The sequence below is a fragment of the Nesterenkonia sp. AN1 genome, assembly GCF_000582475.1.
GTDB lineage: Bacteria > Actinomycetota > Actinomycetes > Actinomycetales > Micrococcaceae > Nesterenkonia > Nesterenkonia aurantiaca.
Map to the genome: position 1 here is coordinate 1 of NZ_JEMO01000017.1, position 22,389 is coordinate 22,389.

The window sequence follows — 22,389 nt, forward strand, 5'->3', positions numbered from 1 at the left end:
CGGAGCGCGGCGCGCGCGGGCGCTGACCCGGCTCAGCGGTCAAGCGTCGTGGCCAGCGGCTTCTCCTCCACGAAGAGCAGCATCACGGTGGCGATCAGCGCCAGCGGCACCATCCAGAGGAACAACGGCACCAGCGCCTCATTGTAGGACTCCACCACCACCGTGTAGATCGAATCGGGCAGCCCGCGCACCAGCTCCGGGGTCAGCGAGTTCGCACCCACCCCGCCGGCGGCATCGGCGGGCAGCCGATCGGTGAGCATCTCGGTGAGCCGGGTCGCGAAGAGCGAGCCGATCACGGCCGATCCCAGCGTGGCCCCGACCTGGCGGAAGTAGTTCTGCCCCGCCGTCGCGGTGCCCACGTGGCGCAGCGCGAAGGAGTTCTGCGCGACCAGGGTCAGCAGCTGCATGGTGCAGCCCAGTCCCAGGCCGAGCACCCCGAGATAGAGGCACTCCAGGATCACCGGGGAGTCGGCACTGACCGTGGAGAGCAGGCCCAGGCCCAGCGCGGTGATCACGCTGCCGATCACCATGGTCTTCTTGTACCGTCCGGACTTGCTCACCCGGCGCCCGACGATGATCGAGGCCACCAGCAGGGTGCCCATCATCGGGATCATCAGCATGCCCGCCTGGGCGGGGGTGTAGCCGGTGACCATCTGCAGGTAGGTGGGCATATAGCCCAGCGCGCCGAACATCGCCACGCCGGTGATCAGCCCGGCGACCATGGTCAGCACGAAGTTGCGGCTGCGGAAGAGCATCAGCGGCAGGATCGGCTCCGGGGTCCGGTACTCGATCCAGGTGAAGAGCAGGCCCGAGACGACGAGCACGGCGAGCAGGCCCAGGATCATCGGGGAGGTCCAGGCGAACTCGCCGCCGCCCCAGGTCGCCACGAGCACGACGGCGGTGGTGGCCACGCCCAGCAGCGCCATCCCCCACACATCGATGCGACCGCGGGCCTCAGGCTCACGCGCGGGCAGCTTCAGCAGCCACACGATCCCGATCAGCGCCAGAATGCCCAGCGGCACGTTCATCCACAGCGTCCAGCGCCAGCCGGGACCATCGGTGAGCCAGCCGCCCAGCAGCGGGCCGGCCACCGAGGAGAACGCGAAGACCCCGCCCATGACTCCCATGTAGCGTCCGCGCTCGCGCGCCGGCACGACGTCGGCGATGGTCGCCTGGGACAGGATCATCAGTCCGCCGCCGCCGATGCCTTGGATCACGCGGGCTCCGACCAGCTGGGCCATGCTGTCCGCGGCGCCGCCGAGGGCGGAGCCGATGACGAAGGCGATGATCGCGAAGATGAACAGCGGCTTGCGCCCGAACATGTCGCCGAGCTTGCCGTAGACCGGCATCATCACGGTGGAGGCGAGGATGAAGGCAGTGATCACCCAGGCCATGTGCTCGACCCCGTCAAGCTCCCCGACGATGGTCGGCAGCGCGGTGGCCAGCACGGTCTGGCCCAGGGAGGCCATCAGCATGGCGAGGATCAGGGCACTGAAGATCCATTTCAGGTGCCCGGTCTCCGGCTCGGGCGGGGTGCCTGCGGTCGCAGCACTGCCACCGGAGGTGTCCCCACCGACTGCGTCCTCCCCCTCGGACGGCGGAGTGGCCTTGGGCAGCGAAGCGGTCTCTGGGTCGGTCATCGGGTGGTCTCCACGACTTTTCTGAACAGGGCGATGGTCTCGCCGATGAAGGGATCGAGGCTCTCCGCGCCGGACTCGTGATACCTGGAGAAGGCGAACTTGGTGATGCCGCCGGCGAGCGCGAGCAGCGCCTCGAACGCGTGGGCGCCCGCGCCCTCGGGCAGGTGCATCCCGCCCTGGTCCGCCTCGGCATGGACCGCGGAGTACACCAGCCGCTCCACCTGCGCGAGCAGCTCAGCCAGGCGGGCGCGCAGCTGCGGGTGCTCGGCGATGATCTCGCGACGCTGCGCCGCAGTCTCCTCCGGCAGACAGGTCCGCACCACGGCGACGAAGAGGTGCACCACCCGGGTGAGCTCATCCTCGGTGGAGGCATGGAAGCGTTCGACCACGGCCGGGTCCAGCTCCGCTGACCGCGTCCCCAGCACGGCGTCCTCCTTCACCGGGAAATAGTTGAAGAAGGTTCTGCGGGAGACTCCCGCCCGAGTGGAGATCTCATCCACGGTGACTGCCCCGGGGCCACCGGCGGAGGCCAGCGCGAAGGCGGCCTGGTGGATCGCGTTCCAGGTGTCACGGTGATTGCGTCGACGCAGCGTCAGATTTTCTTGCACTAGTGCACCTTATGCATTAGTACAACTTTGCACAAGTGCACGTACGCACCTGGGTGCATCTGCAGATCACCCCTCGGGCTGACGTGACGCGGGCGGTGCTGCGAAATAATGGAGCAATGCTTGAATCACTCACACTTGCCACAGAGCTCGCCTCCACCACCGGCGAGGACAACTGGGTCCTGGGCCTGCAGGAGTGGACCCAGGGCATGCCCCCGGCGCTGCAGTGGCTCGGGGTCATCCTGGTCTCCGCCATCCCCTTTGTGGAGTCCTTCTTCGGCGCCCCGATCGGGATCCTCGCCGGGATGAACCCGGCCGTGGCGATCCTCGCCGCCGTCATCGGGAACATGCTCTCGCTGATCCTGGTCGTCTACGTGGCCCACTGGGTGCGCACCGCGGTCCTGCACAAGCGCCCGCAGCAGATGGACCCGGAGAAGTCTGCCAAGCGCGAGAAGGTCCGCAGGATCTTCGATCGCTTCGGCGTGCCGGGGGTCTCGATCCTGGGGCCGCTCGCGCTGCCCAGCCAGTTCACCGCCCCGCTGATGGTCTCCTTCGGCGCATCACGGCACGCAGTCATGGCCTGGATGCTGGTCTCGGTGATCCTCTGGGGCGCCGGGTTCGGCCTGCTCGCGATCTGGGGACTGACCTTCATCGGCTAGCCGGACCAGACCAGCAGGCCTCAGCGCTGCTCGGCGTCCTTGGGGTAGCGCTGCAGCTCGCGGGATCCCTGGGTGAGGTTCTTCAGGTCCACGCTGTCATCGAAGTTCGCCCCGATGGCGCCGGCGAAGGTGCCCAGCGACGCCGAGAGCCAGGCGATCTCCACATAGTTCATGAACCCGGTGCCCTCCCCCAGGATCTCGGCCATGTACCCAGGTTCGATCAACAGCAGCCCGACCACCAGGATCGAGCTGAAGAGCACCAGGTAGAGCGCGGTGACGCTGGCCAGCAGGCTCACCACGGTGGAGATGTTGTACATCGCGGCTTCTCGGGCGCCCCCGACGACGGCGGACCGGTCCCAGAGCCGATTGCTGATGATCAGCCAGGCGCTGACGATGCTGACGGCGGTCACCGAGACGATGGCCAGGCGCCAGTGCGGCAGGAAGTTCGCCATCTCCCAGATCGTGGTGAAGAAGATGCCGAAGGCCCCGGTGGCGGCCGCGGCGGCGAAGACGCCGGAGAGTTTGGGCAGGGACCAGAGCGGCTCGTTGGCCGCGACCATTCCCAGGGTCATCCACAGCCGACCGGGGAAGAGCATCCCCGGGGAGATGAAGAACGTGTCGACGCCCTTCTGCTCCTCGACGTGTGCGTAGTACCCGCCGTACTGGCGCGCAGCGTCCACGGACTCGTTCAGCAGGGCGGTGACCACCCGGTGCAGCTCCCGGCGCAGCGAGTGCCTGATGAAGGCCGGCCCCAGCGCGGGCAGCGAGATGATCGCGAGCCGCTCCGAGAAGTGCAGCTCCGCGGTCTTGGGCCGCTCACCGGCCATGCGCGGGATCTCGGTGACGATCACCGTCATATCGGCCTCAGACTCCCGGGCCCAGCGCTTGGCCACCACCAGGTCGAGCGTGGCGTCTTCGCGCAGCGGGATCAGCACCTGCTCCTGGGTGACCTCGGCCCCGCGGGCCCAGCCGGCACGGCGGCCGCGCTGGGGCTGTTGCAGCATCTTGCGCACCAGAAGCGAGGTGCGTCCTGGATCGGAGTAGACCACGATGCTGCCGTCGCGGACCGGGAGGTCTGTCTCGGGGTACTGATCGACCTGTCCCTGGTTCTGGGTGTCCTGCTGTCCTGGGGCCGTTCCGGTGCCGGGCTTCTCATCCGCATCCTCGTGCGTCTCCTGCGCTGCCATGGAACTACCGTACCGCCCAGTTCCGAGGTGGTGTCCGCGCGCCCAGGGGGCGCTGACACCACCTCGGGGCGCGCTCAGGAGTCGCTGAGCATGTCCAGCACCAGGGGCTTGACCTGGGTGCCATAGAGCTCGACGGCGCTCATCATGTGCTCGTGGGCCAGGCTGGCGTTGCCGTACTTCATGCCGAAGCGGCTGTTGCCCAGCAGCTTCTGGGTCCGTGCGATCTTCCTGGCCACCGTCTCGGGAGAGCCCACATATAGGGCTCCCTGGTGGACCTCCTGCTCGAACTGCGCCCGGGAGGGGTGGCCGTTGCCCCAGCCGCGCTCGCGGCCGAGCTTTGCCATCGACTCGGCCCAGGAGGGGTAGAAGACGTCCAGCGCCTCCTCGTCGGTGGGTGCCACGAATCCATGGGAGTGCACCGCGATCCGGCGGTCGCCGCTGTGACCAAACTCATCGAGCGCCTTCTGGTAGAGCTGGGCCAGCGGCCGGAAGCGCTCCGGAGCTCCGCCGATGATCGCCAGCTCCAGGCCGAGCCCGTGACGGGCGGCCCGGACCACCGAATTGGGGGTGCCGCCCACGGCGATCCAGGTAGGCAGTCCGTGCTCGTGATCGGTCTTGGGGTAGATCTCCTGGTTCTTCAGCGAGCCACGGGTCTTGCCCTGCCAGCTGATCGGGCCCTCGGAGCGCAGCCGGTTGAACAGCTCGACCTTCTCCTCGAAGAGCTGCTCGTAGTCGGAGAGGTCGTAGCCGAAGAGCGGGCAGGACTCGATGAACGAGCCGCGGCCCAGGGAGACCTCGGCGCGACCGTTGGTGAGCCCGTCGATGGTGGCGAAGCGCTGGTAGACCCGGACCGGGTCATCGGAGGAGAGCACGGTGACGGCGGAGGTGAGCTTGATTCGCTCCGTGGCCGCGCCGATCGCGGAGAGCACCACATCGGGTGCCGAGATGGCGTAGTCGGGGCGGTGGTGTTCGCCGATGCCGATCACGTCGACCCCCGAGGCGTCGGCCATCTTGGCCTCTGCCAGGACATTGCGCAGCACCTGGGGCTGCGGCACGTCCTGCTCGCCGTCGAGGGTCTTGGTGACGTCCCCGAAGGTGTGCAGGCCGAGTTCGAACTGGTCGCTGTGGCGCTCTGTGCTGATGGTCATGGCTGGTGCAACACCGGCGTTTCCCACTCCATTCCTCAAAATTTGAAGGACTTGGAGATTTCTTGGTCCACCGTCGCCGTGCCGCGCGGTCCAGTGCCGAGCAGCCCACGCCGCGCCGAGCGGGGCATCCGACGCGGCGCTCAGCGCATCCGCGCGGCAGCCCGGTGCACCGCCGCACTCAGTCGGTCCATCGCGGAGGTGGTGCTGGACCAGTGCTGCCAGTGCAGCGTGGTCTCCTGCAGCCCGATCTCCTCGACGATCGCCAGATCACGGTGAGTTCCCTCCATCACCCCGGGCGGCATCATCGACTCCGGAATCATCCCCCAGCCCAGACCGTAGCCCACGGCCGCGTTATAGGCCTCCACCGAGGGGACCATATGCGTCGCCGGAGTCCCGGTGACGCCCAGTCGGCGCAGCCCGGCGCGCTGGAGCGAATCGCGGATGCCGTATTCCACCAGCGGGACCCGATGCCAGTCCACCGTTCCGGAGGGCGACCGGTGCCGGTCCAGCAGCTCGGTGCTGGCCACCGGCCAGTAGCGCATGACGCCCAGCACGGTGGAGCGACACCCGGAGACCGGTGCGGGATTCTCGGCCACCGCCGCCGCCACGGTGCCGTTGCGGAGCAGCTCATGGGTGTGCTCCTGGTCCTCCGCATAGAAGTGCAGCTCCACGTCGTCCCAGGTGGCGGCCTCCTGCAGCACCCGCAGGAACCAGCTGGCCAGGGAATCTGCGTTCACGGCCACCGAAAGGGTCACCGTCGGGGCCGCCTCCCCGGGGATCCGATGGAAACCCAGGCTGCGCCGCGCCTCGTCTTCGAGCATCACGGTCTGCCGCGCGATTCGCAGCAGCTCCGCCCCGGATTCGGTGGGCACCACCGGGACGGTGCGGGTGACGAGCACGTGGCCCACCTCCCGCTCCAGTGCCTTGATCCGCTGGGAGAAGGCGGAGCCGGAGATCTGCAGCAGCGCGGCGGCGGCATCGAAGGCCCCCTCATCCACCGCCGCGACGAAGGCCCGGAGGTGATCAGTGTTCATGCCCCAAGGCTACCGCTCAAATATGAAGCGTTGCTTCAGATAGTGAAGGATCATGAGCTGGTGCGGATGGTGGTGCGGGGCCCACGATGGAGTCATGACCATCCTGCTCACCGGACTCCTGACCTGCCTGGCCCTCATCGTCGCGATCGGCCCGCAGAGCGCCTGGCTGCTGCGCCAGGGCCTGCGCCGCGACCGCGTGCTGCTGGCGGTGGCCTGCTGCGTCTTCGGCGACATCGCGCTGATCGCACTGGGCACCGCCGGCGTCGGGGCGGTGCTCGATCATGCGCCCTGGCTGATGGAGGTGCTGCGCTGGCTGGGCGTGTCCTATCTGACCTGGTTCGCCTACCGCTCCTTCCGCTCCGCCCGCCGCGCGGGGCAGGCGCTGAAGCCCGGGGTCCATGTCGAGCTCTCCAGCCAGGACGACGACGCGCCCTCCCCCTCCGGCTCGGGCGGCACCGCCCTGAAGCAGGCGCAGCAGGTCCAGGTCACCCGGATCTCATCGATCGCCGCCACCGGGCTCAGCGTGAGCATCCTGAATCCGCACGCCTGGGTGGACACCATGGTGGTGCTGGGCACCATGGCCAACACCTTCGGGGATCAGCGCTGGCTCTTCGCGGCAGGCGCCGTGATCGCCTCGATCCTCTGGTTCAGCTCGCTGGCCCTCGGCGGCGCGGTGCTCTCCAAGTGGCTGAACCGGCCGCGCACCTGGCAGGTGCTCGACATCTTCGTCGGCGCCATCATGATGGTGGTCGCCGGGCTGCTGGCGTTCAGCGGATTCTGACCCCGGCGGCGCCGGGCTCAGTGCGGCGCCGGGCTCAGTGCCGGCGCAGCACCGATTGGGCGGCGTGGAACCCGGCCATGCCGTGAGCTCCCCCTCCCGGAGGCGTGGCGGCGGAGCAGAGGTAGACCTCGGGGCCCTGCGCCCCGTCGATCGGCCCGTGCGGGACGCCCTCGGGGGTGCCCGGCGCCGCATCCCCGGCCCGCAACCACCCACCAGGTTGGGGTTCCACTCCTGCAGGGCCGCGGGGCTCCACAGCTTCCGGGCCTGGACGGAGCCGCCGAATCCAGGGGCCTGGGCCTCGATCTCGGCCTCGATCATCCTCACCACGCGGGCCGACGCGGGACCGCCGAGCCCGCCGGGGACATGGGCGTAGGCCCAGGCCACGGTGCGCTCATCCGGGGTCCGGGAAGGATCCGCCACACTGGGCTGGGCCAGCAGCACATAGGGCCGCCCAGGCAGGGTGCCGCGCACCGCGGCGGCCTCCGCGGTCGCCATCTGCCGAGCTCCGCCGCCGAGGTGGACCGTGCCGGCCCGGCCCATCGACTCATGTCGCCACGGGATCGGACCTTCCAGCAGATAATCGACCTTCACGATGCCGGTGCCGTAGTTCCACCGGCGCAGCGCCCGTGAATATCCGCGGGGCAGTCGCAGCCCGCCGAAGCTGCGCAGCTGCGCCGGGGTCAGGTCCAGCAGCACCGCGTCAGGGACATGGCCGGAGACGCCGGCTCTCCCGGGTTCGCGCAGATCATCCAACCCGGTGATCCTGCGACCGGTGAGCACCCTGCCGCCATGGGACTCCAGCTCCGCCACCAGCGCGCGCACCACCGCACCAGAGCCGCCGCGGGCCACCGGCCAGCCGTTGACCTGCGCGGCGGCACCCAGCAGCAGCCCGAATGCCGAGGTCAAGGGTCTGCGCAGATCCGTGGTGGCATGCGCGGCGAGTCCGGCGAAGAGCGCCTTCGCCGGTGCCTGGGCGAAGATCTGCTGCAACCAGGTCGAGGGCCAGGCACCGCGGACCCCGATCTGCGCCAGGGACTGCAGCCGACGCGCGGCACTGTCGGACTGCAGATTGGACCACGGCGCGGTGATCGGGGTCATTCCGGCGCGCAGCACCTGGTCCCAGTCCCGCGCCACCGGACCGAAGACCCTGGTCCAGGCGGCGCCGTCGGGACCCAGCCCCTCCGCGGTGGCACGCACCGAGGAGTGCAGCAGGGCCGGTGCGGCGCCGTCGTCGAGACCATGGGCCGCAGGGATCGGAGGGTGCAGGTACTCCAGGCCGTGCCGGGCCAGACCGGGGACCGGTGGCGGGCCGAAGGGGAACACGCTGGCTCCCAGGTCGCTGATCACGCCCTCCCCACCGGGCACCGCACCACCCGAGCCCACCGCACCGAGCTCCCCGGCGAACAGCTCCGCCGAACGCATCGCACCGCCGGGAGCGTCGGCCGCCTCGTAGACGGTGACCTCCCAGCCGGCCTGGGCCAGCAGGCAGGCGGCGGTCAGCCCATTGGGACCGGACCCTACAACGGCGGCTCGCATCATGAGAGGGGACCTTTCAGTTGGGCGACCAGGGCGGCGATGTTTCGGATGAACACGACCATCCAGGAGAACAGGACAGCGGCGCCGATGAGCTCCAGGGACGTCAGGTTGTAGTAGCCGATGGGCTCCCACAGCGCCGCGGCACCGACCACGGCCGCGGCGGCCAGGTAGCTGATCAGGTAGAAGGTGCGCGGGAAACCAGGCAGCAGGAACGGCATCCCGATCAGCAGGATCAGGAAGGACAGCCCGAAGCCGGCGGTGAAGAGCACATGGATGTCATGGTGCAGGCTGATCGGCACCAGCCCGACCCCGGCGAGGCAGACGCCCATGCTGATCATCACCGCGCGGATCATGCCGATCCGCGGCCTGGAGACGCGGCGACTCAACCCAGCGCTGATCCGCGCGACCAGGGGCAGGCTGCCGTTTCCGCGGCGGCGTCCCGCCTGCCGCTGCTCCAGCGCCTCCGCACGAGTGCCGGTGATGTGATCGGACCAGATCTCCAGATCACGGGTGATGAACGCCGTCAGGGTGGTGATGATCGTTCCGGAGACCACCAGCGTGGTGTTGAAGGTCCAGAAGGAGGTCAGTCCCGCCTGGCCGGTGCCCAGTTCGGAGAACATCACGTGCCACCAGAACGGGTTCTCGGCGAAGATCATCGAGACCAGCACCCCGGAGGCGGTGAACAGCGCCAACAGCGTGGAGAGGGTGAACGCATTGATCCGCGCCCCGGAGTTGAAGCTGAAATAGCCGGAGGTCCCGCCCACGATGGCGAGCAGCACCGCGCCAGCGATATAGTCCACGGTCAGCCCGATGAACGCCTCCTGGAAGACCCGGAAGAGGCCCAGCGCGACCATCACGGCGATCGAGGAATGCACCACCAGCAGCGCCAGGGTGTCCATCACCTGGCGGATGCGTGGTCGCTGCCCCAGCCAGATGTTCGCCAACCGGGTGTTCAGCGAGAAGCCCAGCAGGAAGGCGAGCCCTGCGGTGACCCCGCCGACGATGGAGCCGAAGACCTGGATGGACCCGTCCCCGGCCAGCGGAGGTCGGTGGTCGGTGAACACGATGAATCCCAGCCCCAGCCCGATGAGCGCACCACCGATGGCGCACCAGATCGCGCGGGACTCGATGAGCACCTGAAGCCGGGCCTGGGTCTCGGCCTGGGACCGGGTGGTCTCGGCAAGATGGGAGGCCTCCTCCACCGCGGCCTGCGCCGCGAGCCGGCGGGCCATGCCATGGGTGGATGGGGATCGGGTCACTACCCAAGCCTTGCCGCAGGTGGGTCTTCTTGCAAGCTGGCGCGGTGAACTCCCAGCGGACGGACCGTCCGCCTCCGGCCGCTCGGCCTAGACTTGGCGCCCATGAGCATACCGACGCCTGCCCCCTCCGGACCTCGAGACGCCCCGCGTCCACCTCAGCGAGTGGACCTGGGCAAGCACGTGGTGGCCTTCAGCGCCGAGGTCGCCGCCCCGGCGCAGGAGATCTTCGCGCTGGTCGCCGATCCGCATCGGCACCATGAGATCGACGGGTCGGGCACCGTGCAGAACCAGGCCACCGGACCGCACAGGCTGAGCACCGGTGATCGGTTCAGCGTCCGGATGCGCGTCTTCGGCATCCCTTATCGACTGCGGCTGCGGGTCTCGATCGCACAGCCGCCGACGGCGCAGCGGCCCGGCGTGCTGGAGTGGGTCCAGCCCACGGGGCACCGGTGGCGCTGGGAGATGGCCGCATCGGAGCCGGGCATGGACCATACCGTGGTCACCGAGTCCTACGACGCGCGCACTCAGTTCCGACCGGTACGTGCGGCCCTGACGGCCTCGAAGGTCTACTCCCGCAACGGCCGCGGGATCGAAGCCTCGCTCTCCAGGCTGCAGCGACGGTTCACCCCTGACGGCTGAGCGGTCGCTCGGACCTGAGATCTGCACCCGCGATGGACTAGCATTAGCCGCACACCAGCGCCCGCCCCCGCGAGGCCGCGGATCTCGGACGGGTGCTATGACCTCGGGAGAGGAGATGCATGTTCGATGTAGATACTGACCGAACCCTCGTAGCGGCAGCCGACCTGGTCAACACCAGTGTGGGACTGCGCAGCGCCACACCCGGACTGGACCAGCTTACGACGGTGACGCAGCTCAAGGAGTATCTGAGTGCGCGAGCTCCAGACATGCGCTGGCCACCGTCTGGTGCTGATCGCACGCAGCTGGAGAAGGTGCAGGACCTGCGGGAAAAGGTTCAGCGGATCTGGAGCGCGGCCCCGATCGAGTCCGACGCCCCGGTGCGGGTGCTCAACGAGCTCCTGCACGGTGTGGGACTCAGGGTCGCCCGCGGTTCAGACGGTGAATACCGCGCTGAACCGGTGCCGGCGTCGAAGGAGCTCGCAGATGTGATGACAGCCAGCGTGGCCACCGCCATCCAGCACCTGGTGGTGCGCGATGAGACGGCGCGAATGCGAACCTGCAAGGGCGAAGGCTGCGATGCGGTCATCATCGACCTCACACGGAATCGCTCCCGGTTGTTCTGCGACTTCGGCAACTGCGCCAACCGCGCTCATGTACGGGCTTACCGGGCCCGTCAGGCGGCGCACCGCAGGACCTTCTCCAGCACACCTGAGGCGACAGCCCCCGCAGGGCCCTCGACGCGGCACATGGACGCTCATACGGACACGCTGGACAGTCCGCGACTGGTCAAGCCGAGCGCGGCCGAGAAGGCGGCACAGATCGAAGTGCCCACCTCTCAGTCCGCCGTCGCGGCCAAGGAGTTCAGGGACCGGATGCGCGATGAGCTGATGGAGAAGCGCGAGAAGAAATCGGCCAAGAAGCTGAAGAAGGAGAAGAAGGCCAAGAAATAACCGCTGGACCGAGGGGCCGTCACGGAAAACAGGAGGCTGTGACGTACCTATCGGTCAGGACAGGTAGAACCCGGGTCGGCTGAGGCTGGTGCTGCTGCACCAGATTCAGCGGTCCGGGTTCTGCATGTCGGGGTTGTGCAAGTCCAGGTGCAGGCAGCTCGAGATCAGGTCACCGAGGTGAACAACACCAAGGTTCAGCGCCCAAGGTTCTGATGCGCAGATCAGTCGCGGTCGTTGCGGCGCCCGTAGGTGGGCTCGTCGTCGCCCTCAGGCCCCCCGGCCTCGCGCCGGGCCTTGGCCGCTTCATCGGCCTTCTTGCGCCGGGCCGCCTCGCGGCGCGTCGCCACCTGCTGGCGGTAGAGCTCCTCGGAGTTCCGATTCACGCCCGAGCCCTCGGCGAGCTGCTCCGGGTTCTCCCGCGAAGCCAGGTGCAGCATCGAGATGATCAGCAGCGTCGCGATGAAGCCGATCCCGAACGCGATCAGCCCCAGGTCCAGCCGTGCCGGGTTGTCGGTGCCGCCGGAGGACGTGATCAGCGTCACGAAGCCCGCCACGAATCCCATGGCGAAGGAGAAGATCAGCGGGGCCTTGACCGTCTCGAGCAGAGAACGGCGCCCCTTATCGTCTTCAGCCACTGGGAGTTCCTCGTTCCTGAGCATCGGTGTGTGGTCTGTTCCGGCCCGCGCCTGCGGCGCAGGGCCCTGTGGACAATTCTACGTGCTGTAGTAGACCGGCGCCGATTCAGCGACTCAACGAGTCGAGGCGCGCCCCCGCCTGGCGTCGTGGAGCAGCCCGGAACCGCTGATCAAGAGCACCACCGCCATGATGACCACGCCCATGCCGGCGACTCCGAGAATCCCATGCGGGTCCAGCTGGAGCCCGATCGCGAGACCGAGCGCGGTGAGCAGGCCCACGGCGCCCAGGACGATCTGGTCCCGAGCCGGCACGAAGTCACGCCGTGCCCGGAAGCCCCCGACGAGCTCGGCTGCACCCATCGCGGCGAATCCGATGGCTGCCACCACGGCGGCCGCGGCGGCGGTGTCCACGAAGATCACGGCCACTCCTGAGAGCACCCACGCCGCGGAGCCCATGGCCAGCGGTCCGCGCAATGTGATCGGCACCGCCTCGACCTTGGCGTAGTCCCAGACGGCCGTGGCACCGAGCACGAAGTACCCGGCGATCGAGAACTTCAGCAGGGTGACGGTCTCTCCCTGCCAGAAGATCGCGACCACGGCGAAGACGACGGTGATGACCGCGCGCAGCCAGACCGGGCGGGTCAGCTCTTCGGCGGTGGCGGCGGGGATCTTCTTCACAGGCACGCAACAGAGTCTACCGCTGCGGCCCGGAGGGCCGACCCAACCAGGGGCCCGCCCGGCGGGTGTTCCGCGGTGCTGTCCAGCAGCCGCCCAGCGGCACTGCCCAGCGGCGGCTCAACGGTGTTCCCCGGGAACCATCCAGCGTTCCCCGTAGGCGCGGACCCCGAGCGTGACCCCGCGGGCGCCCATGAAGACCACCGCGAACCCGGACCAGAGCCACACGATCGCCTCGGCTCCGGTGAACCCGGCGCCTGCGATCCACCAGAGCAGCGGGAGGTACACCGCGAGGTTGACCAGGCCGGCGACGGCGAGATAGCGCACATCCCCGGCGCCCATGAGCACCCCGTCGAGCACGAACACGAAACCGGCGAGCGGCTGAGCCACCGCCATCACGAGCAGCGCGGCGGTGATCCCGGCGGCGACCCGCTCATCCGGGGTGAACAGCACCGGAGCGAACGGGGCGGCCAGCGCGATCAGCCCACCGGTGATCACGCCGAACCCCAGGCCCCAACGGATCATCGTGCGGGTCATCGCCTTGGCCTGACTCACCCGGGAGGCGCCGAGCTCCTTGCCGATGAGCGCCTGCGCCGCGATCGCCAGGGCGTCGAGCACGAAGGCCAGGGTGGAGAAGATGGTGAAGGCCACCTGGTGCGCGGCGAGGGTGTGAGTCCCCAGATCGGTGGCGACCAGGACCGTGGCCACGATGGCGGCGCGCAGCGAGACCGTGCGCAGCATCATCCAGGAGCCGACGCTGGCCGCCTGGCGCAGCGCGATCGGGTCCACTCCCAGGGGCACTCCGGCGGCGCGCATCCTGGGCAGGAGCATCACCAGGTAGGTGATCGCCATCCCCCACTGGGCGATCGAGGTGCCGATGGCGGCGCCGGCGGTGCCCAGCCCCAGCGGGTGCACCAGGATCAGGTTCAGCACGATGTTCGCGCCGAAGCCCACAGCGGCCACGACCAGCGGGGTCTTGGTGTCCTGGAGCCCGCGCAGCATCCCGACGGCGGCGAAGACCAGCAGGATCGCCGGGACCCCTGGCAGCGACCAGAGCAGGTAGCTCCAGGCGTGGACCTGCATCCCTCCGGAGCTGCCCATGGACAGCAGCAGCTGCTCACCGAAGGCCAGTCCAGCGAAGGCCAGCACCGCTCCGAGCATCACCGCAAGCCAGAGCCCGTCGCGGCCCGCGGCGAGCGCCCGGGAGAGCCGACCGGCGCCGACGAAGCGCGCCACCGCCGGGGTGGTCGAGTACGCCAGGAAGATCATCAGCCCGGTGACGGTGTGCATCACGGTGATGCCCAGCGCCGCGCCCGCGAGCTCCTCGACGCCGAGCCGCCCGATGATCGCGGTGTCCGCCAGCAGGAACAGCGGCTCGGCCACCAGCGCCCCGAGGGCGGGGACCGCCAGCGCCAGGATCTGGCGACCCAACGGTCGCGGATCGCGCGCGGGCGCAGACTCAGGTGTTGACGGCATCAGGGGTGCTGCTGGTTCACTTGCCGCCGGTCAGCGCCAGGGTGGTCTCGGTGAGCACGCGCAGCACCGCACCGGTGTGCGCAACCAGGCCACCGACGTCGTCGATGCCGCTGTCCTCGAGAAACTGCTCAAGTTGGGGCTGGACGAAGTAGGCCATCACCAGGGCCATGACGTTGTTGAAGGCATGCAGCAACCAGGCATAGATCAGCGAGCGCCCGGTGAGGATATAGGCCAGGGTGAACACCGAGCCCATCACCACATAGGGCACCACCGAGATCACCGTCAGATCCGTGGGAGCGCTGGGGTCGGCCAGCATCAGCACCAGGGCCGGGATGAAGTGCAGCAGCGGGAAGGTGATCACCGAGATGACGCCGCAGATCCAGATATTGATATACCGGGAGAGCTTGCCGATGAGCAGGTGGCGGAAGAAGTACTCCTCCACATAGGGGCCCAGCAGCCCCATCACCAACACCGCGGCCAGGAACGGCACGAAGGCCAGCATCGACTCGATCGCGAGCTGGTTCTCCGAGGTCTCCGGCTCCCCGCCCAGGCCCAGCACCAGCAGCGCGGTGAGGATCAGCGTGCCCACCCAGGCCACGGGCACCAACAGCAGCTTCAGCCACCACAGGTGACCGAAGGCGCGCACCGAGCGCCACAGGGCCTTCGCAGAGAGCGCGAGCGCGATGACCACCATCACGCCGTAGCCGATGACGTTGAGCAGGAACAGCGCCTGCTGCTCCTGCTGCTCGACCCCGGAGCCCAGCATCGTGGAGAACGGCGGGACCAGGGCCAGCAGGCTCACGCCGCCGACCAGCATCACGACCACATAGGCCAGCACCGCGATGAGATCGCCCCAGACGAACCGGCCGGGTTCCGAGTCGCGCTGCCGCTTGCGCGGCGGGAGCGAGGCTGGCGGCCAGCCGTGCTGGTCCGGCGGGCCGGGCTGCGGCGGGCCGGGCTGTGGCGGCTCGCCGTAGGGGTACGCGGGCTGGGCATGCTGCTGCGGGGGCTGGCCGTAGAGGCCGGCCCCCGGGCCATAGACATCGGGCGCCGGGTAGCGCGGATCGTGGCCATAGGGGTTCTGCGGAGGCTGAGTCATCGCGTACCAGCTTAGTTCCGTGAAGTGACGGGGTCAGTTCTGTGAGGTGATCGGGCTCGGCGTCAGCAGGGTGGCGTTGCGCAGGTCACGCAGCTTGCGCGCCTGAGCCGCCACCGCATGGTCCTCATCGGTGATCGGCTCCCAGGGTGCGATCGGCCGGGCGGAACCAGTGCCGTCCGGAGCGACCATCACCGGAAGCCCGTAGGCCACCACATCAGGGTGTTTCACCCGGCGGTCCCCGGCGCGGACCCGGACCAGCACGTGCATGGACTTGGAGCCGGTGAGCACCAGCCGGGCATCGACCTCCACCAGGTCCCCGACGGTCACCGGGCGGTAGAACCGGACCCCGCCGGTGAGCACCGCGGCGACCTCATGGCCGCTGTAGCGCTCGGCGCAGATCTCGGCGGTCTTATCGATCCACTTCATCACCGCGCCGCCACGGATCTTCCCGTCGGGGTAGCGCTCATCGGTGTCGGCCAGGAAGCGCAGGGTCAGCGCCTCGGAGCTGCCCATTCCCTCAGGCAGCGACCGGATGGTCTCCTCCATCTGCCGCCGGTAGACCATCCGCTGGGAGGCGTCGAGGTCTCTCCGTCGCTCCAGCTCGGTCTGCGGCTCGAACCCGGCGGCGGCGGCGGGCTCTCCGTCGTCGCCCACCGCCACGTAGATCATGAAGCACTCGGTGCAGACCACCCAGCCCTCCTCCTTACGGATCAGCACCCGGGTCTGGATGTGCACCGAGGTGCGCCCGGTGTGGACCACGCGGGCCTGCACCGTGACAGGTGTCTCACGTGGGACCGGCACGGTGAAGTGCATATTGCCCACATAGGAGGTCACGCAGTCGGTCCGGGTCCAGGATGCGGCGCAGGCGTAGGCGGTCTTATCGATCCAGTCCACCACCGTGCCAGCGGCCACGAAGGAGTCCGGAGAGGAGCCCGCCACCTCTCGAAAAGTCAGTTCGATGCTGCTTCGCCGCGCCATGACCACGACGCTAGCACCCCCGCGCAGGAGACCTGTGCCATAGGTCGTAACCGGGCGGGTGTATATCGTTAACCCAAGAGACCTAAGATGGGGCACCGTATCCAGACGGAGCAGCACCCGTTCCTGGGCAGCCATCCGACCTTAGAACCATCTCCGCGTGAGGCCGATATGCACCCCTTTGAGAATCCGTTCCGACACAGCGCCGAAGCCAAGCGCCACGCGCTGCGTCATTTCCGCGCCGTGATCTTCGACATGGACGGGGTCGTCACCGACACCGCCGGGGTGCACACGCGCGCATGGAAGGAACTCTTCGACACTGCCCTGCCGGAGATCGTCGGCTCCCCGCAGCCGGAGTTCACCGAAGAGGACTACCTGAACTTCGTCGACGGCCGGCCCCGGGAGGACGGGGTGCGCTCGCTGCTGAAGGCGCGCGGCCTCGACGTGCCCGAGGGCAGGCCGGATGACGCTCCCAACTCGCTGACCGTCAACGGGCTCGCCGCACGCAAGCAGGGCTATTTCGAGTCCGTGCTCGCCCGGGACGGCGTGGAGGTCTTCCACACCACCGTGGAGCTGATCGAACAGCTGCGCAAGGACGGAATCCCCACCGCACTGGTGACCTCCTCGCGCAACGGCCGCGAGGTGCTCACCATCGCGGGGCTGCTCGACGCGTTCACCGTGATCGTGGACGGCTCCGACGCGCTGGAGCTGGGCCTGCCCGGCAAGCCGAACCCGCATATGTTCCTCCACGCCGCAGAGCTGCTGCGCGTGGAGCCCCAGGACACGATCGTGATCGAGGATGCGGCCTCAGGGGTCCAGGCCGGACGCGCCGGAGACTTCGGGATGGTCGTGGGACTCAACCGCGGCCAGGACCCGGCCCGGCTGAAGGAGGCCGGCGCCGACGTCGTCGTCACCGATCTCGCCGTGATGAACCTCTCCACCCGCACCACCCGCCCCTATCACTCGGACTGGGTGCTCTCCTACGACGGCTTCGATCCGAAGCTGGAGCCCACCCGCGAGGTGCTGATGGCGATGGCCAACGGCTACTGGGGCACCCGCGGGCACTACCCGGGCACCGCGGCCGATGCCACCCACTATCCGGGCAGCTACATCGCCGGGGTGTTCAACCGGCTCAAGACCGACCTGATGGGCAAGACCGTCGAGACCGAGCACATGGTCAACGTGCCGGACTGGACCTTCCTGCAGGTGACCCCGGACGCCGGCACCCCGCTGCTGCCGGGCTCGCCCGAGCTGATCCACTACCACCAGGAACTCGACATGCGCCGCGGCGTGGTCACCCGGATCGCCCGCTATCAGGACCTCCATGGGCGCCGGACCAAGGTCACCATGCGCCAGTTCCAGTCCCTGGCCGGGGTGCAGATCGCGGCGCTGGAGATGAAGATCGAGGCCGAGAACTGGTCCGGCAACGTCAACGTGCGCTCGATGATCGACGGGCGGGTGGCCAACCGCAACGTCGACGCCGACCGCGAGCTCGCCGGCAACCACCTGGACCCGGTGCAGTCCCGCGAGGTCGACGGCGAGACGGTGCTGCTGGAGACCCAGACCAACCAGTCCGAGGTGCGCATCGCCCTGGCGACCCGCACCTCGGTGACCACCTCCGGGACCAGCAACCCGATGCGGCGCGCCATCCACGAGGGCGAACTGGTCGCGGGCCACGACATCTCGCTGGCGCTGGAATCCGGGAAGCCGGTGATCCTGGAGAAGATCGCTGCGGTCTCGAACTCCCACGACCAGGCCATCTCCACGGTCTGGCACAACGCGGTCAAGAAGGTCCAGCGGGCCTCCAGCTTCCGCACCATGCTGACCTACCACGAGGAGATGTGGGGCGTGCTCTGGCACCGCTTCGCGGTCTCCATCGGGGAGAACGCCTCCCGCCAGCAGATGGCGCTGAACCTGCACACCTTCCACGTGCTGCAGACCGCGTTCGGCGCCCGCCATGACCTGGACGCGACGCTTCCGGCGCGCGGACTCACCGGAGAGGGCTACCGGGGGCATCTCTTCTGGGACGAGATGTTCATGTACCCGATGCTCACGCTGCGCCGTCCCGAGCTGACCCGCGGGCTGCTGCTCTACCGCTACCGGCGACTCAGCGAGGCCCGCTCGATGGCCCGCAGCGAGGGCTACGACGGCGCGATGTTCCCCTGGCAGGCCGGCTCCGACGGCCGCGAGGAGACCCCCACCGAGCTGTGGAACCCACGCTCCGGGATGTGGATGCCGGACAACTCCCACCGCCAGCGCCACGTCTCGCTGGCCATCGCATACTCGGTGCTGCAGTACTTCGAGACCACGCAGGACTACACCTTCCTGGCCGACTACGGGGCCGAGATCCTGGTGGAGATCTCCCGGTTCTTCGTCTCGATGACCACCTACGACGCCGAGGCCGACCGGTTCAGCATCGACGGCGTGATGGGCCCGGACGAGTACCACGACGGCACCGCCGAGGCCCCCGGCACGGGTCTGCGCGACAACGCGTACACCAACGTGCTGACCTCCTGGATGCTGCGCCACACCTCCCGGCTGGTGCGCGACCTCGACGGCCGCGATGACCCGCTCTCGGAATGGCTCGACATCTTCGAAGACGAGCTGGACCACTGGGAGCACATCGCCAAGCGGCTGCACGTGCCCTTCCATGAGGACAACGTGATCAGCCAGTTCGAGGGCTACGAGGCGCTGGAGGAGTTCGACTGGGAGGGCTACCGCGCGAAGTACGGCAACATCGGCCGGCTCGACCTGATCCTGCAGGCCGAGGGCGACTCGACCAACCGGTACAAGCTCTCCAAGCAGGCCGACGTGCTGATGCTGTGCTACATCTTCTCCGCCGATGAGCTCGTGGAGACCCTGGATCATATGGGCTACACGCTCTCCATGGAGGACTTCGGCCGCACGGTCGAGTATTACCTGGCCCGGTCCTCCCACGGCTCCACGCTCTCCCGGCTGGTCCACGGCTGGGTGGCGGCCCGGTTCGACCGTTCCGGCTCCTGGAACCTGTTCAAGGAGGCACTGGAGGCTGACCTCGCGGACACCCAGGGCGGGACCACCCGCGAGGGCGTGCACCTGGGCGCGATGGCCGGCACCGTGGACATGGTGCTGCGCTGCTACGGCGGCGTGGAGACCCGCTCCGATGCACTCTGGCTGCACCCGCTGCTGCCCGACGAGCTGCCCTCGCTGACCTTCCGGATGCGCTACCGCAACCAGCCGATCGTGGTCTCGATCAACCACGACGAGGTGGAGCTCAAGCTCTCCGAGGGTTCGGCGGAGCCGATCGACGTCAACGTCGAGGGCACCCCGAAGACCATGGCCCCGGGCGAGACCTGGACGGTGAAGCTGGCGCACTCCGCGCGAGTCCACCAGCGCCAGCCCGCCGAGGTCTGAGCCGAGGCGGCCCGCCCGGCTTCTCCGGGTGGGCTGCCGGGCCGCCGGGCCGCAGGACTGCAGGACCGCAGGACCGCAGGACCGCAGGACCGCAGGACCATGTTGAGCGCCTGTTGAACGGGCGGGAACTCCTTGTCGTACCCCTTTCGCAGACCAGGGATTCCCGTAAGGTGTGGACAGGGTCTACTACGTTTGTGCAGCTGTTCGAACTCTGTCTCCGCCCGATTCCACACCACGTGCAGAAACATGCTTCAGCAGGATGCGCGGACCGGGAATCCTCAGGTGTCACACCATTGAGCGGGAGGGTTCCCCATGTCACAGAGTCCAGCCGAGCACCAGCGCGCAGCCGCCGTCGCCCCGACGCCGGGGCGCGCAGAACCTACAGGCGTGGCCGATGACCGCGATGCCGGCGATGGCGCCGAGCTGCCGCCGCAGGGGATCTCCCCCGCACCGCTGGACGGTGAGGCCAGGGAGCTCCCGACCCGGGCCGAACGCCGGCGTCTCGCCGAAGCCGGCCGGCCCTTCATCTCGGTGGCGCCGGAGAAGCCGCAGGGCGGTCTGCGCCGATTCCTCTATACGGCGAGCGGCGGGGTGATCAACATCGGCCCCAGCCAGAAGGAGCTCCAGGAGCAGGAGCTGATCGAACGGATCGCCCGCCCACTGCAGGGCAGCCACAACACCGCGGTGCTCTCGCTCAAGGGCGGCATCGGGAAGACCTCCACCACGGTGGGGATCGGCATGGCGCTGGCCCGGCACCGTGGTGACATTCCCTGCGCGATCGACGCCAACCCGGATTCCGGGGACCTGGTGGAGCGGGCCCTGGGCGAGCGGGCCACCCAGGCGCACCAGCCGCCGAGCATCACCGATCTGCTCGAGAGGCTCGATCAGGTCGACTCGTTGACCGCGCTGCAGGGCTATCTGCAGCAGGCCGGACGGCTGCACGTGCTCGCCGGAGAGCAGGACCCGGCCCTCTCGGACAGCCTGACGGCCGAGGAGTGGCGCCGGATCCACGCGGAGTTCGCCAAGTACTACCCGGTGATCGTCACCGACTGTGGCACCGGGGTCACCCACAACGCCATGAAGGGGATCCTGCACACCGCAGACAACATCGTGATCGCCGCCGGCTTCGCGGTCTCCGGTGCCCAACGTGCACTCCAGACGCTGAACTGGCTGGCCAACCACGGCTACGAGCGCCTGGCCCGGGAATCCATCGTGGTGATCACCGATAAGGAGCGCGTCTCGGACCGGGTGGACAAGGAGGCCATCCAGGAGAGCCTGCGCGGCTCCTGCGGCAGGCTGGTGGTGGTGCCCTTCGACCGGGCTGTGGTCGACGGGGACCGGATCAACCTGGACATGCTCCAGGAGGAGACCCGCCGGGCGTATATGACCATCGCGGCGGCCATGGTGGACGGGTACCGATAGGTCAGCGGTGCACGCTGCGCCCGAGGCCTGCGGCCGCCCACCTCTGCTGAGGTGAACGGCCGGCGGCGTCGTGTTCTTCGAGGCTCCGGCGGATCAGCCGAAGAGCCCGACCAGTGCGAAGTAGAAGATCGAGGGGCCCAGCAGGCAGCCGAGTCCGGTGTAGAAGGTCGCGGTCATCGCCCCGTAGGGGACCAGGCGCTTGTCCGTGGCGGCGAGTCCACCGGCCACCCCTGAGGTGGTGCCCATCAGTCCGCCATAGGCCATGGCCGACTTGGGGTTGTTCAGCCCGATGAATGGGGCGATCATCGGGGTGCCCACCATGACCACCACCGCCTTGATCAGGCCGGCGGCCACCGAGAGCGCGATCACCTCGGAGCTGGCGCCCACCGCGGTGCCGGTGACCGGTCCCACGATGTAGGTCGCGGCACCGGAGCCGATGGTCGCCATCGATTCCGGGTCGGTGTAGCCGAAGGCGGCTGCGACGGCGGCCCCGACGACGAAGGAGACCACGATGCCGGCCAGCAGTGCCAACACCCCGGCGGCGCCGGCCTTCTTGATCTCTTGGAGGTCCACGCCGTAGGCGGTGGCCACGATGGCGAAGTCGCGCAGCATCGCGCCGCCCATCAGGCCCAGGCCGCTGAAGATGGCGATATCGGCCATGCCGGCCTCGCCGCCGGTGTTGATGCCGCCGAAGTAGGCCAGCACCAGACCGAGCATGATCGCGATGGCGGAGCCCTGCAGGCGTCCTCGGGTCAGCGTCTTGGAGAGCCAGCCCGAGATCATCATCAGCGCCCCGACCACCACGAAGGCGAAGAGCAGGCCGTTGCGTTCGAGCACATCAGCAATGATGTCCATCTCAGGCCTCCGCCTTCTCTGCCTCGGTCATCGCGGGCAGCGGTTCAGACTGTCCTCCGATGCGTGAGATCACCGGCACCAGGGCGGCGCCCGCGGCGAGCGCACCCAGACCGGCGATCGCGGCCATCGGCCCGCCGCCGATCGCTTCGGCGACGTTCTGCGTGGCCGCCATGGCGATCACGATCGGGATGTACAGGGCGGACCAGAACAGCACTCCCTGTTCGGTGGGCTTGGGGAACAAGCCTCGCTTGCGCAGCCGGTCGGTGGCCACGACCAGCAGGATCATGGCGAAGCCGACCCCGCCGACATTGGCATCGACGCCTCCGGCGACCCCGAGGACATCACCGATCAGCATTCCCACGAGCATGCACAGCGCCAGCGCTGCGACTCCATAGAGAACCATCGTCTACTCCTGACTTGC

General features: G+C 68.6%; 19 protein-coding genes and 1 pseudogene. 6 read left to right on the forward strand and 14 right to left on the reverse strand.

From position 1 onward, the window contains the following. Positions 1-32: 32 nt before the first annotated feature. Both BG28_RS09560 and BG28_RS15845 read right to left on the reverse strand, forming a co-directional pair. Complete coding sequence (locus BG28_RS09560) at positions 33-1,640, reverse strand: MDR family MFS transporter (RefSeq protein WP_084479621.1); 1,608 nt, start codon at positions 1,638-1,640, stop codon at positions 33-35. Beyond that, on the reverse strand, positions 1,637-2,248 hold the full coding sequence (locus tag BG28_RS15845) for a TetR family transcriptional regulator (protein ID WP_051501274.1): 612 nt from the start codon (positions 2,246-2,248) through the stop codon (positions 1,637-1,639). The genes BG28_RS09560 and BG28_RS15845 overlap by 4 nt, the downstream gene beginning before the upstream one ends. A gap of 116 nt (positions 2,249-2,364) precedes the next feature. Between BG28_RS15845 and BG28_RS09570 the strand changes: the two genes are divergently transcribed. Then, a complete protein-coding gene (locus tag BG28_RS09570; RefSeq protein ID WP_084479622.1) occupies positions 2,365-2,904 on the forward strand; it encodes a small multi-drug export protein in 540 nt (179 codons plus the stop codon). 20 nt (positions 2,905-2,924) lie between these two features. Here the strand turns inward: BG28_RS09570 and BG28_RS09575 are convergent, their stop codons facing one another. The 3 genes from BG28_RS09575 to BG28_RS09585 form a co-directional block, all read right to left on the reverse strand. Then, positions 2,925-4,091, reverse strand: coding sequence for a hypothetical protein (locus tag BG28_RS09575; protein ID WP_051501275.1), 1,167 nt, complete (start codon positions 4,089-4,091; stop codon positions 2,925-2,927). A 74-nt stretch (positions 4,092-4,165) separates the two neighbouring features. After that, on the reverse strand, positions 4,166-5,239 hold the full coding sequence (locus BG28_RS09580; protein ID WP_036476204.1) for an LLM class flavin-dependent oxidoreductase: 1,074 nt from the start codon (positions 5,237-5,239) through the stop codon (positions 4,166-4,168). Positions 5,240-5,379: 140 nt separating this feature from the next. Further along, positions 5,380-6,273: an ArgP/LysG family DNA-binding transcriptional regulator gene (locus BG28_RS09585; RefSeq protein ID WP_036476207.1), complete on the reverse strand. Its 894-nt coding sequence runs from the start codon at positions 6,271-6,273 to the stop codon at positions 5,380-5,382. Between the two features lie 94 nt (positions 6,274-6,367). On the opposite strand from BG28_RS09585, the gene BG28_RS09590 reads away from it, so the two are divergent. Further along, positions 6,368-7,054, forward strand: coding sequence for a LysE/ArgO family amino acid transporter (locus BG28_RS09590; protein ID WP_036476208.1), 687 nt, complete (start codon positions 6,368-6,370; stop codon positions 7,052-7,054). 570 nt (positions 7,055-7,624) lie between these two features. On the opposite strand, the pseudogene BG28_RS16280 reads toward BG28_RS09590, so the two are convergent. After that, positions 7,625-8,593: pseudogene (locus BG28_RS16280) on the reverse strand (phytoene desaturase family protein); the annotation flags it as partial. After that, positions 8,590-9,849: a hypothetical protein gene (locus tag BG28_RS09600; protein ID WP_152539267.1), complete on the reverse strand. Its 1,260-nt coding sequence runs from the start codon at positions 9,847-9,849 to the stop codon at positions 8,590-8,592. The gene BG28_RS09600 and the pseudogene BG28_RS16280, both read right to left, overlap by 4 nt. A gap of 102 nt (positions 9,850-9,951) precedes the next feature. On the opposite strand from BG28_RS09600, the gene BG28_RS09605 reads away from it, so the two are divergent. Continuing rightward, entirely contained in the window at positions 9,952-10,488 is a 537-nt protein-coding gene (locus BG28_RS09605) for an SRPBCC family protein (protein WP_084479623.1), read from the forward strand. 119 nt (positions 10,489-10,607) lie between these two features. Continuing rightward, positions 10,608-11,438: a CGNR zinc finger domain-containing protein gene (locus BG28_RS09610; protein ID WP_051501276.1), complete on the forward strand. Its 831-nt coding sequence runs from the start codon at positions 10,608-10,610 to the stop codon at positions 11,436-11,438. A gap of 221 nt (positions 11,439-11,659) precedes the next feature. Here BG28_RS09610 and BG28_RS15850 read toward each other — a convergent pair whose 3' ends face one another. The 5 genes from BG28_RS15850 to BG28_RS09635 form a co-directional block, all read right to left on the reverse strand. After that, positions 11,660-12,073, reverse strand: coding sequence for a hypothetical protein (locus BG28_RS15850; RefSeq protein ID WP_200869321.1), 414 nt, complete (start codon positions 12,071-12,073; stop codon positions 11,660-11,662). A 114-nt stretch (positions 12,074-12,187) separates the two neighbouring features. Then, positions 12,188-12,757: a hypothetical protein gene (locus BG28_RS09620; RefSeq protein WP_051501277.1), complete on the reverse strand. Its 570-nt coding sequence runs from the start codon at positions 12,755-12,757 to the stop codon at positions 12,188-12,190. Positions 12,758-12,868: 111 nt separating this feature from the next. Then, the gene (locus BG28_RS09625) at positions 12,869-14,224 is read right to left on the reverse strand and encodes an MATE family efflux transporter (RefSeq protein WP_036476218.1); all 1,356 of its coding nucleotides are present in this window, start codon (positions 14,222-14,224) and stop codon (positions 12,869-12,871) included. Between the two features lie 16 nt (positions 14,225-14,240). Next, on the reverse strand, positions 14,241-15,323 hold the full coding sequence (locus BG28_RS09630) for a CPBP family intramembrane glutamic endopeptidase (RefSeq protein WP_051501278.1): 1,083 nt from the start codon (positions 15,321-15,323) through the stop codon (positions 14,241-14,243). A gap of 33 nt (positions 15,324-15,356) precedes the next feature. Beyond that, entirely contained in the window at positions 15,357-16,301 is a 945-nt protein-coding gene (locus tag BG28_RS09635) for an acyl-CoA thioesterase (protein ID WP_161634824.1), read from the reverse strand. A gap of 87 nt (positions 16,302-16,388) precedes the next feature. Between BG28_RS09635 and BG28_RS09640 the strand changes: the two genes are divergently transcribed. Both BG28_RS09640 and BG28_RS09645 read left to right on the forward strand, forming a co-directional pair. After that, on the forward strand, positions 16,389-19,691 hold the full coding sequence (locus tag BG28_RS09640; RefSeq protein WP_235181064.1) for a beta-phosphoglucomutase family hydrolase: 3,303 nt from the start codon (positions 16,389-16,391) through the stop codon (positions 19,689-19,691). Between the two features lie 312 nt (positions 19,692-20,003). After that, positions 20,004-21,113, forward strand: a complete 1,110-nt coding sequence (locus BG28_RS09645; protein ID WP_235181065.1) for a MinD/ParA family protein — start codon at positions 20,004-20,006, stop codon at positions 21,111-21,113. Positions 21,114-21,206: 93 nt separating this feature from the next. On the opposite strand, the gene madM is transcribed toward BG28_RS09645, so the two are convergent. Further along, entirely contained in the window at positions 21,207-21,968 is a 762-nt protein-coding gene (gene madM, locus BG28_RS09650) for a malonate transporter subunit MadM (RefSeq protein ID WP_036476224.1), read from the reverse strand. Between the two features lies 1 nt (position 21,969). After that, a complete protein-coding gene (gene madL, locus BG28_RS09655; protein WP_084479625.1) occupies positions 21,970-22,371 on the reverse strand; it encodes a malonate transporter subunit MadL in 402 nt (133 codons plus the stop codon). Positions 22,372-22,389 lie beyond the last annotated feature (18 nt).

Bases quoted from the DNA above. Each gene is read 5' to 3' on its own strand.
- BG28_RS09560 (WP_084479621.1), bottom strand. From the start codon at position 1,640: ATGACCGACCCAGAGACCGCTTCGCTGCCCAAGGCCACTCCGCCGTCC.
- BG28_RS09570 (WP_084479622.1), top strand. From the start codon at position 2,365: ATGCTTGAATCACTCACACTTGCCACAGAGCTCGCCTCCACCACCGGC.
- BG28_RS09575 (WP_051501275.1), bottom strand. From the start codon at position 4,091: ATGGCAGCGCAGGAGACGCACGAGGATGCGGATGAGAAGCCCGGCACC.
- BG28_RS09580 (WP_036476204.1), bottom strand. From the start codon at position 5,239: ATGACCATCAGCACAGAGCGCCACAGCGACCAGTTCGAACTCGGCCTG.
- BG28_RS09585 (WP_036476207.1), bottom strand. From the start codon at position 6,273: ATGAACACTGATCACCTCCGGGCCTTCGTCGCGGCGGTGGATGAGGGG.
- BG28_RS09590 (WP_036476208.1), top strand. From the start codon at position 6,368: ATGACCATCCTGCTCACCGGACTCCTGACCTGCCTGGCCCTCATCGTC.
- BG28_RS09605 (WP_084479623.1), top strand. From the start codon at position 9,952: ATGAGCATACCGACGCCTGCCCCCTCCGGACCTCGAGACGCCCCGCGT.
- BG28_RS09610 (WP_051501276.1), top strand. From the start codon at position 10,608: ATGTTCGATGTAGATACTGACCGAACCCTCGTAGCGGCAGCCGACCTG.
- BG28_RS09625 (WP_036476218.1), bottom strand. From the start codon at position 14,224: ATGCCGTCAACACCTGAGTCTGCGCCCGCGCGCGATCCGCGACCGTTG.
- BG28_RS09630 (WP_051501278.1), bottom strand. From the start codon at position 15,323: ATGACTCAGCCTCCGCAGAACCCCTATGGCCACGATCCGCGCTACCCG.
- BG28_RS09635 (WP_161634824.1), bottom strand. From the start codon at position 16,301: ATGGCGCGGCGAAGCAGCATCGAACTGACTTTTCGAGAGGTGGCGGGC.
- BG28_RS09640 (WP_235181064.1), top strand. From the start codon at position 16,389: ATGGGGCACCGTATCCAGACGGAGCAGCACCCGTTCCTGGGCAGCCAT.
- BG28_RS09645 (WP_235181065.1), top strand. From the start codon at position 20,004: ATGTCACAGAGTCCAGCCGAGCACCAGCGCGCAGCCGCCGTCGCCCCG.
- madM (WP_036476224.1), bottom strand. From the start codon at position 21,968: ATGGACATCATTGCTGATGTGCTCGAACGCAACGGCCTGCTCTTCGCC.
- madL (WP_084479625.1), bottom strand. From the start codon at position 22,371: ATGGTTCTCTATGGAGTCGCAGCGCTGGCGCTGTGCATGCTCGTGGGA.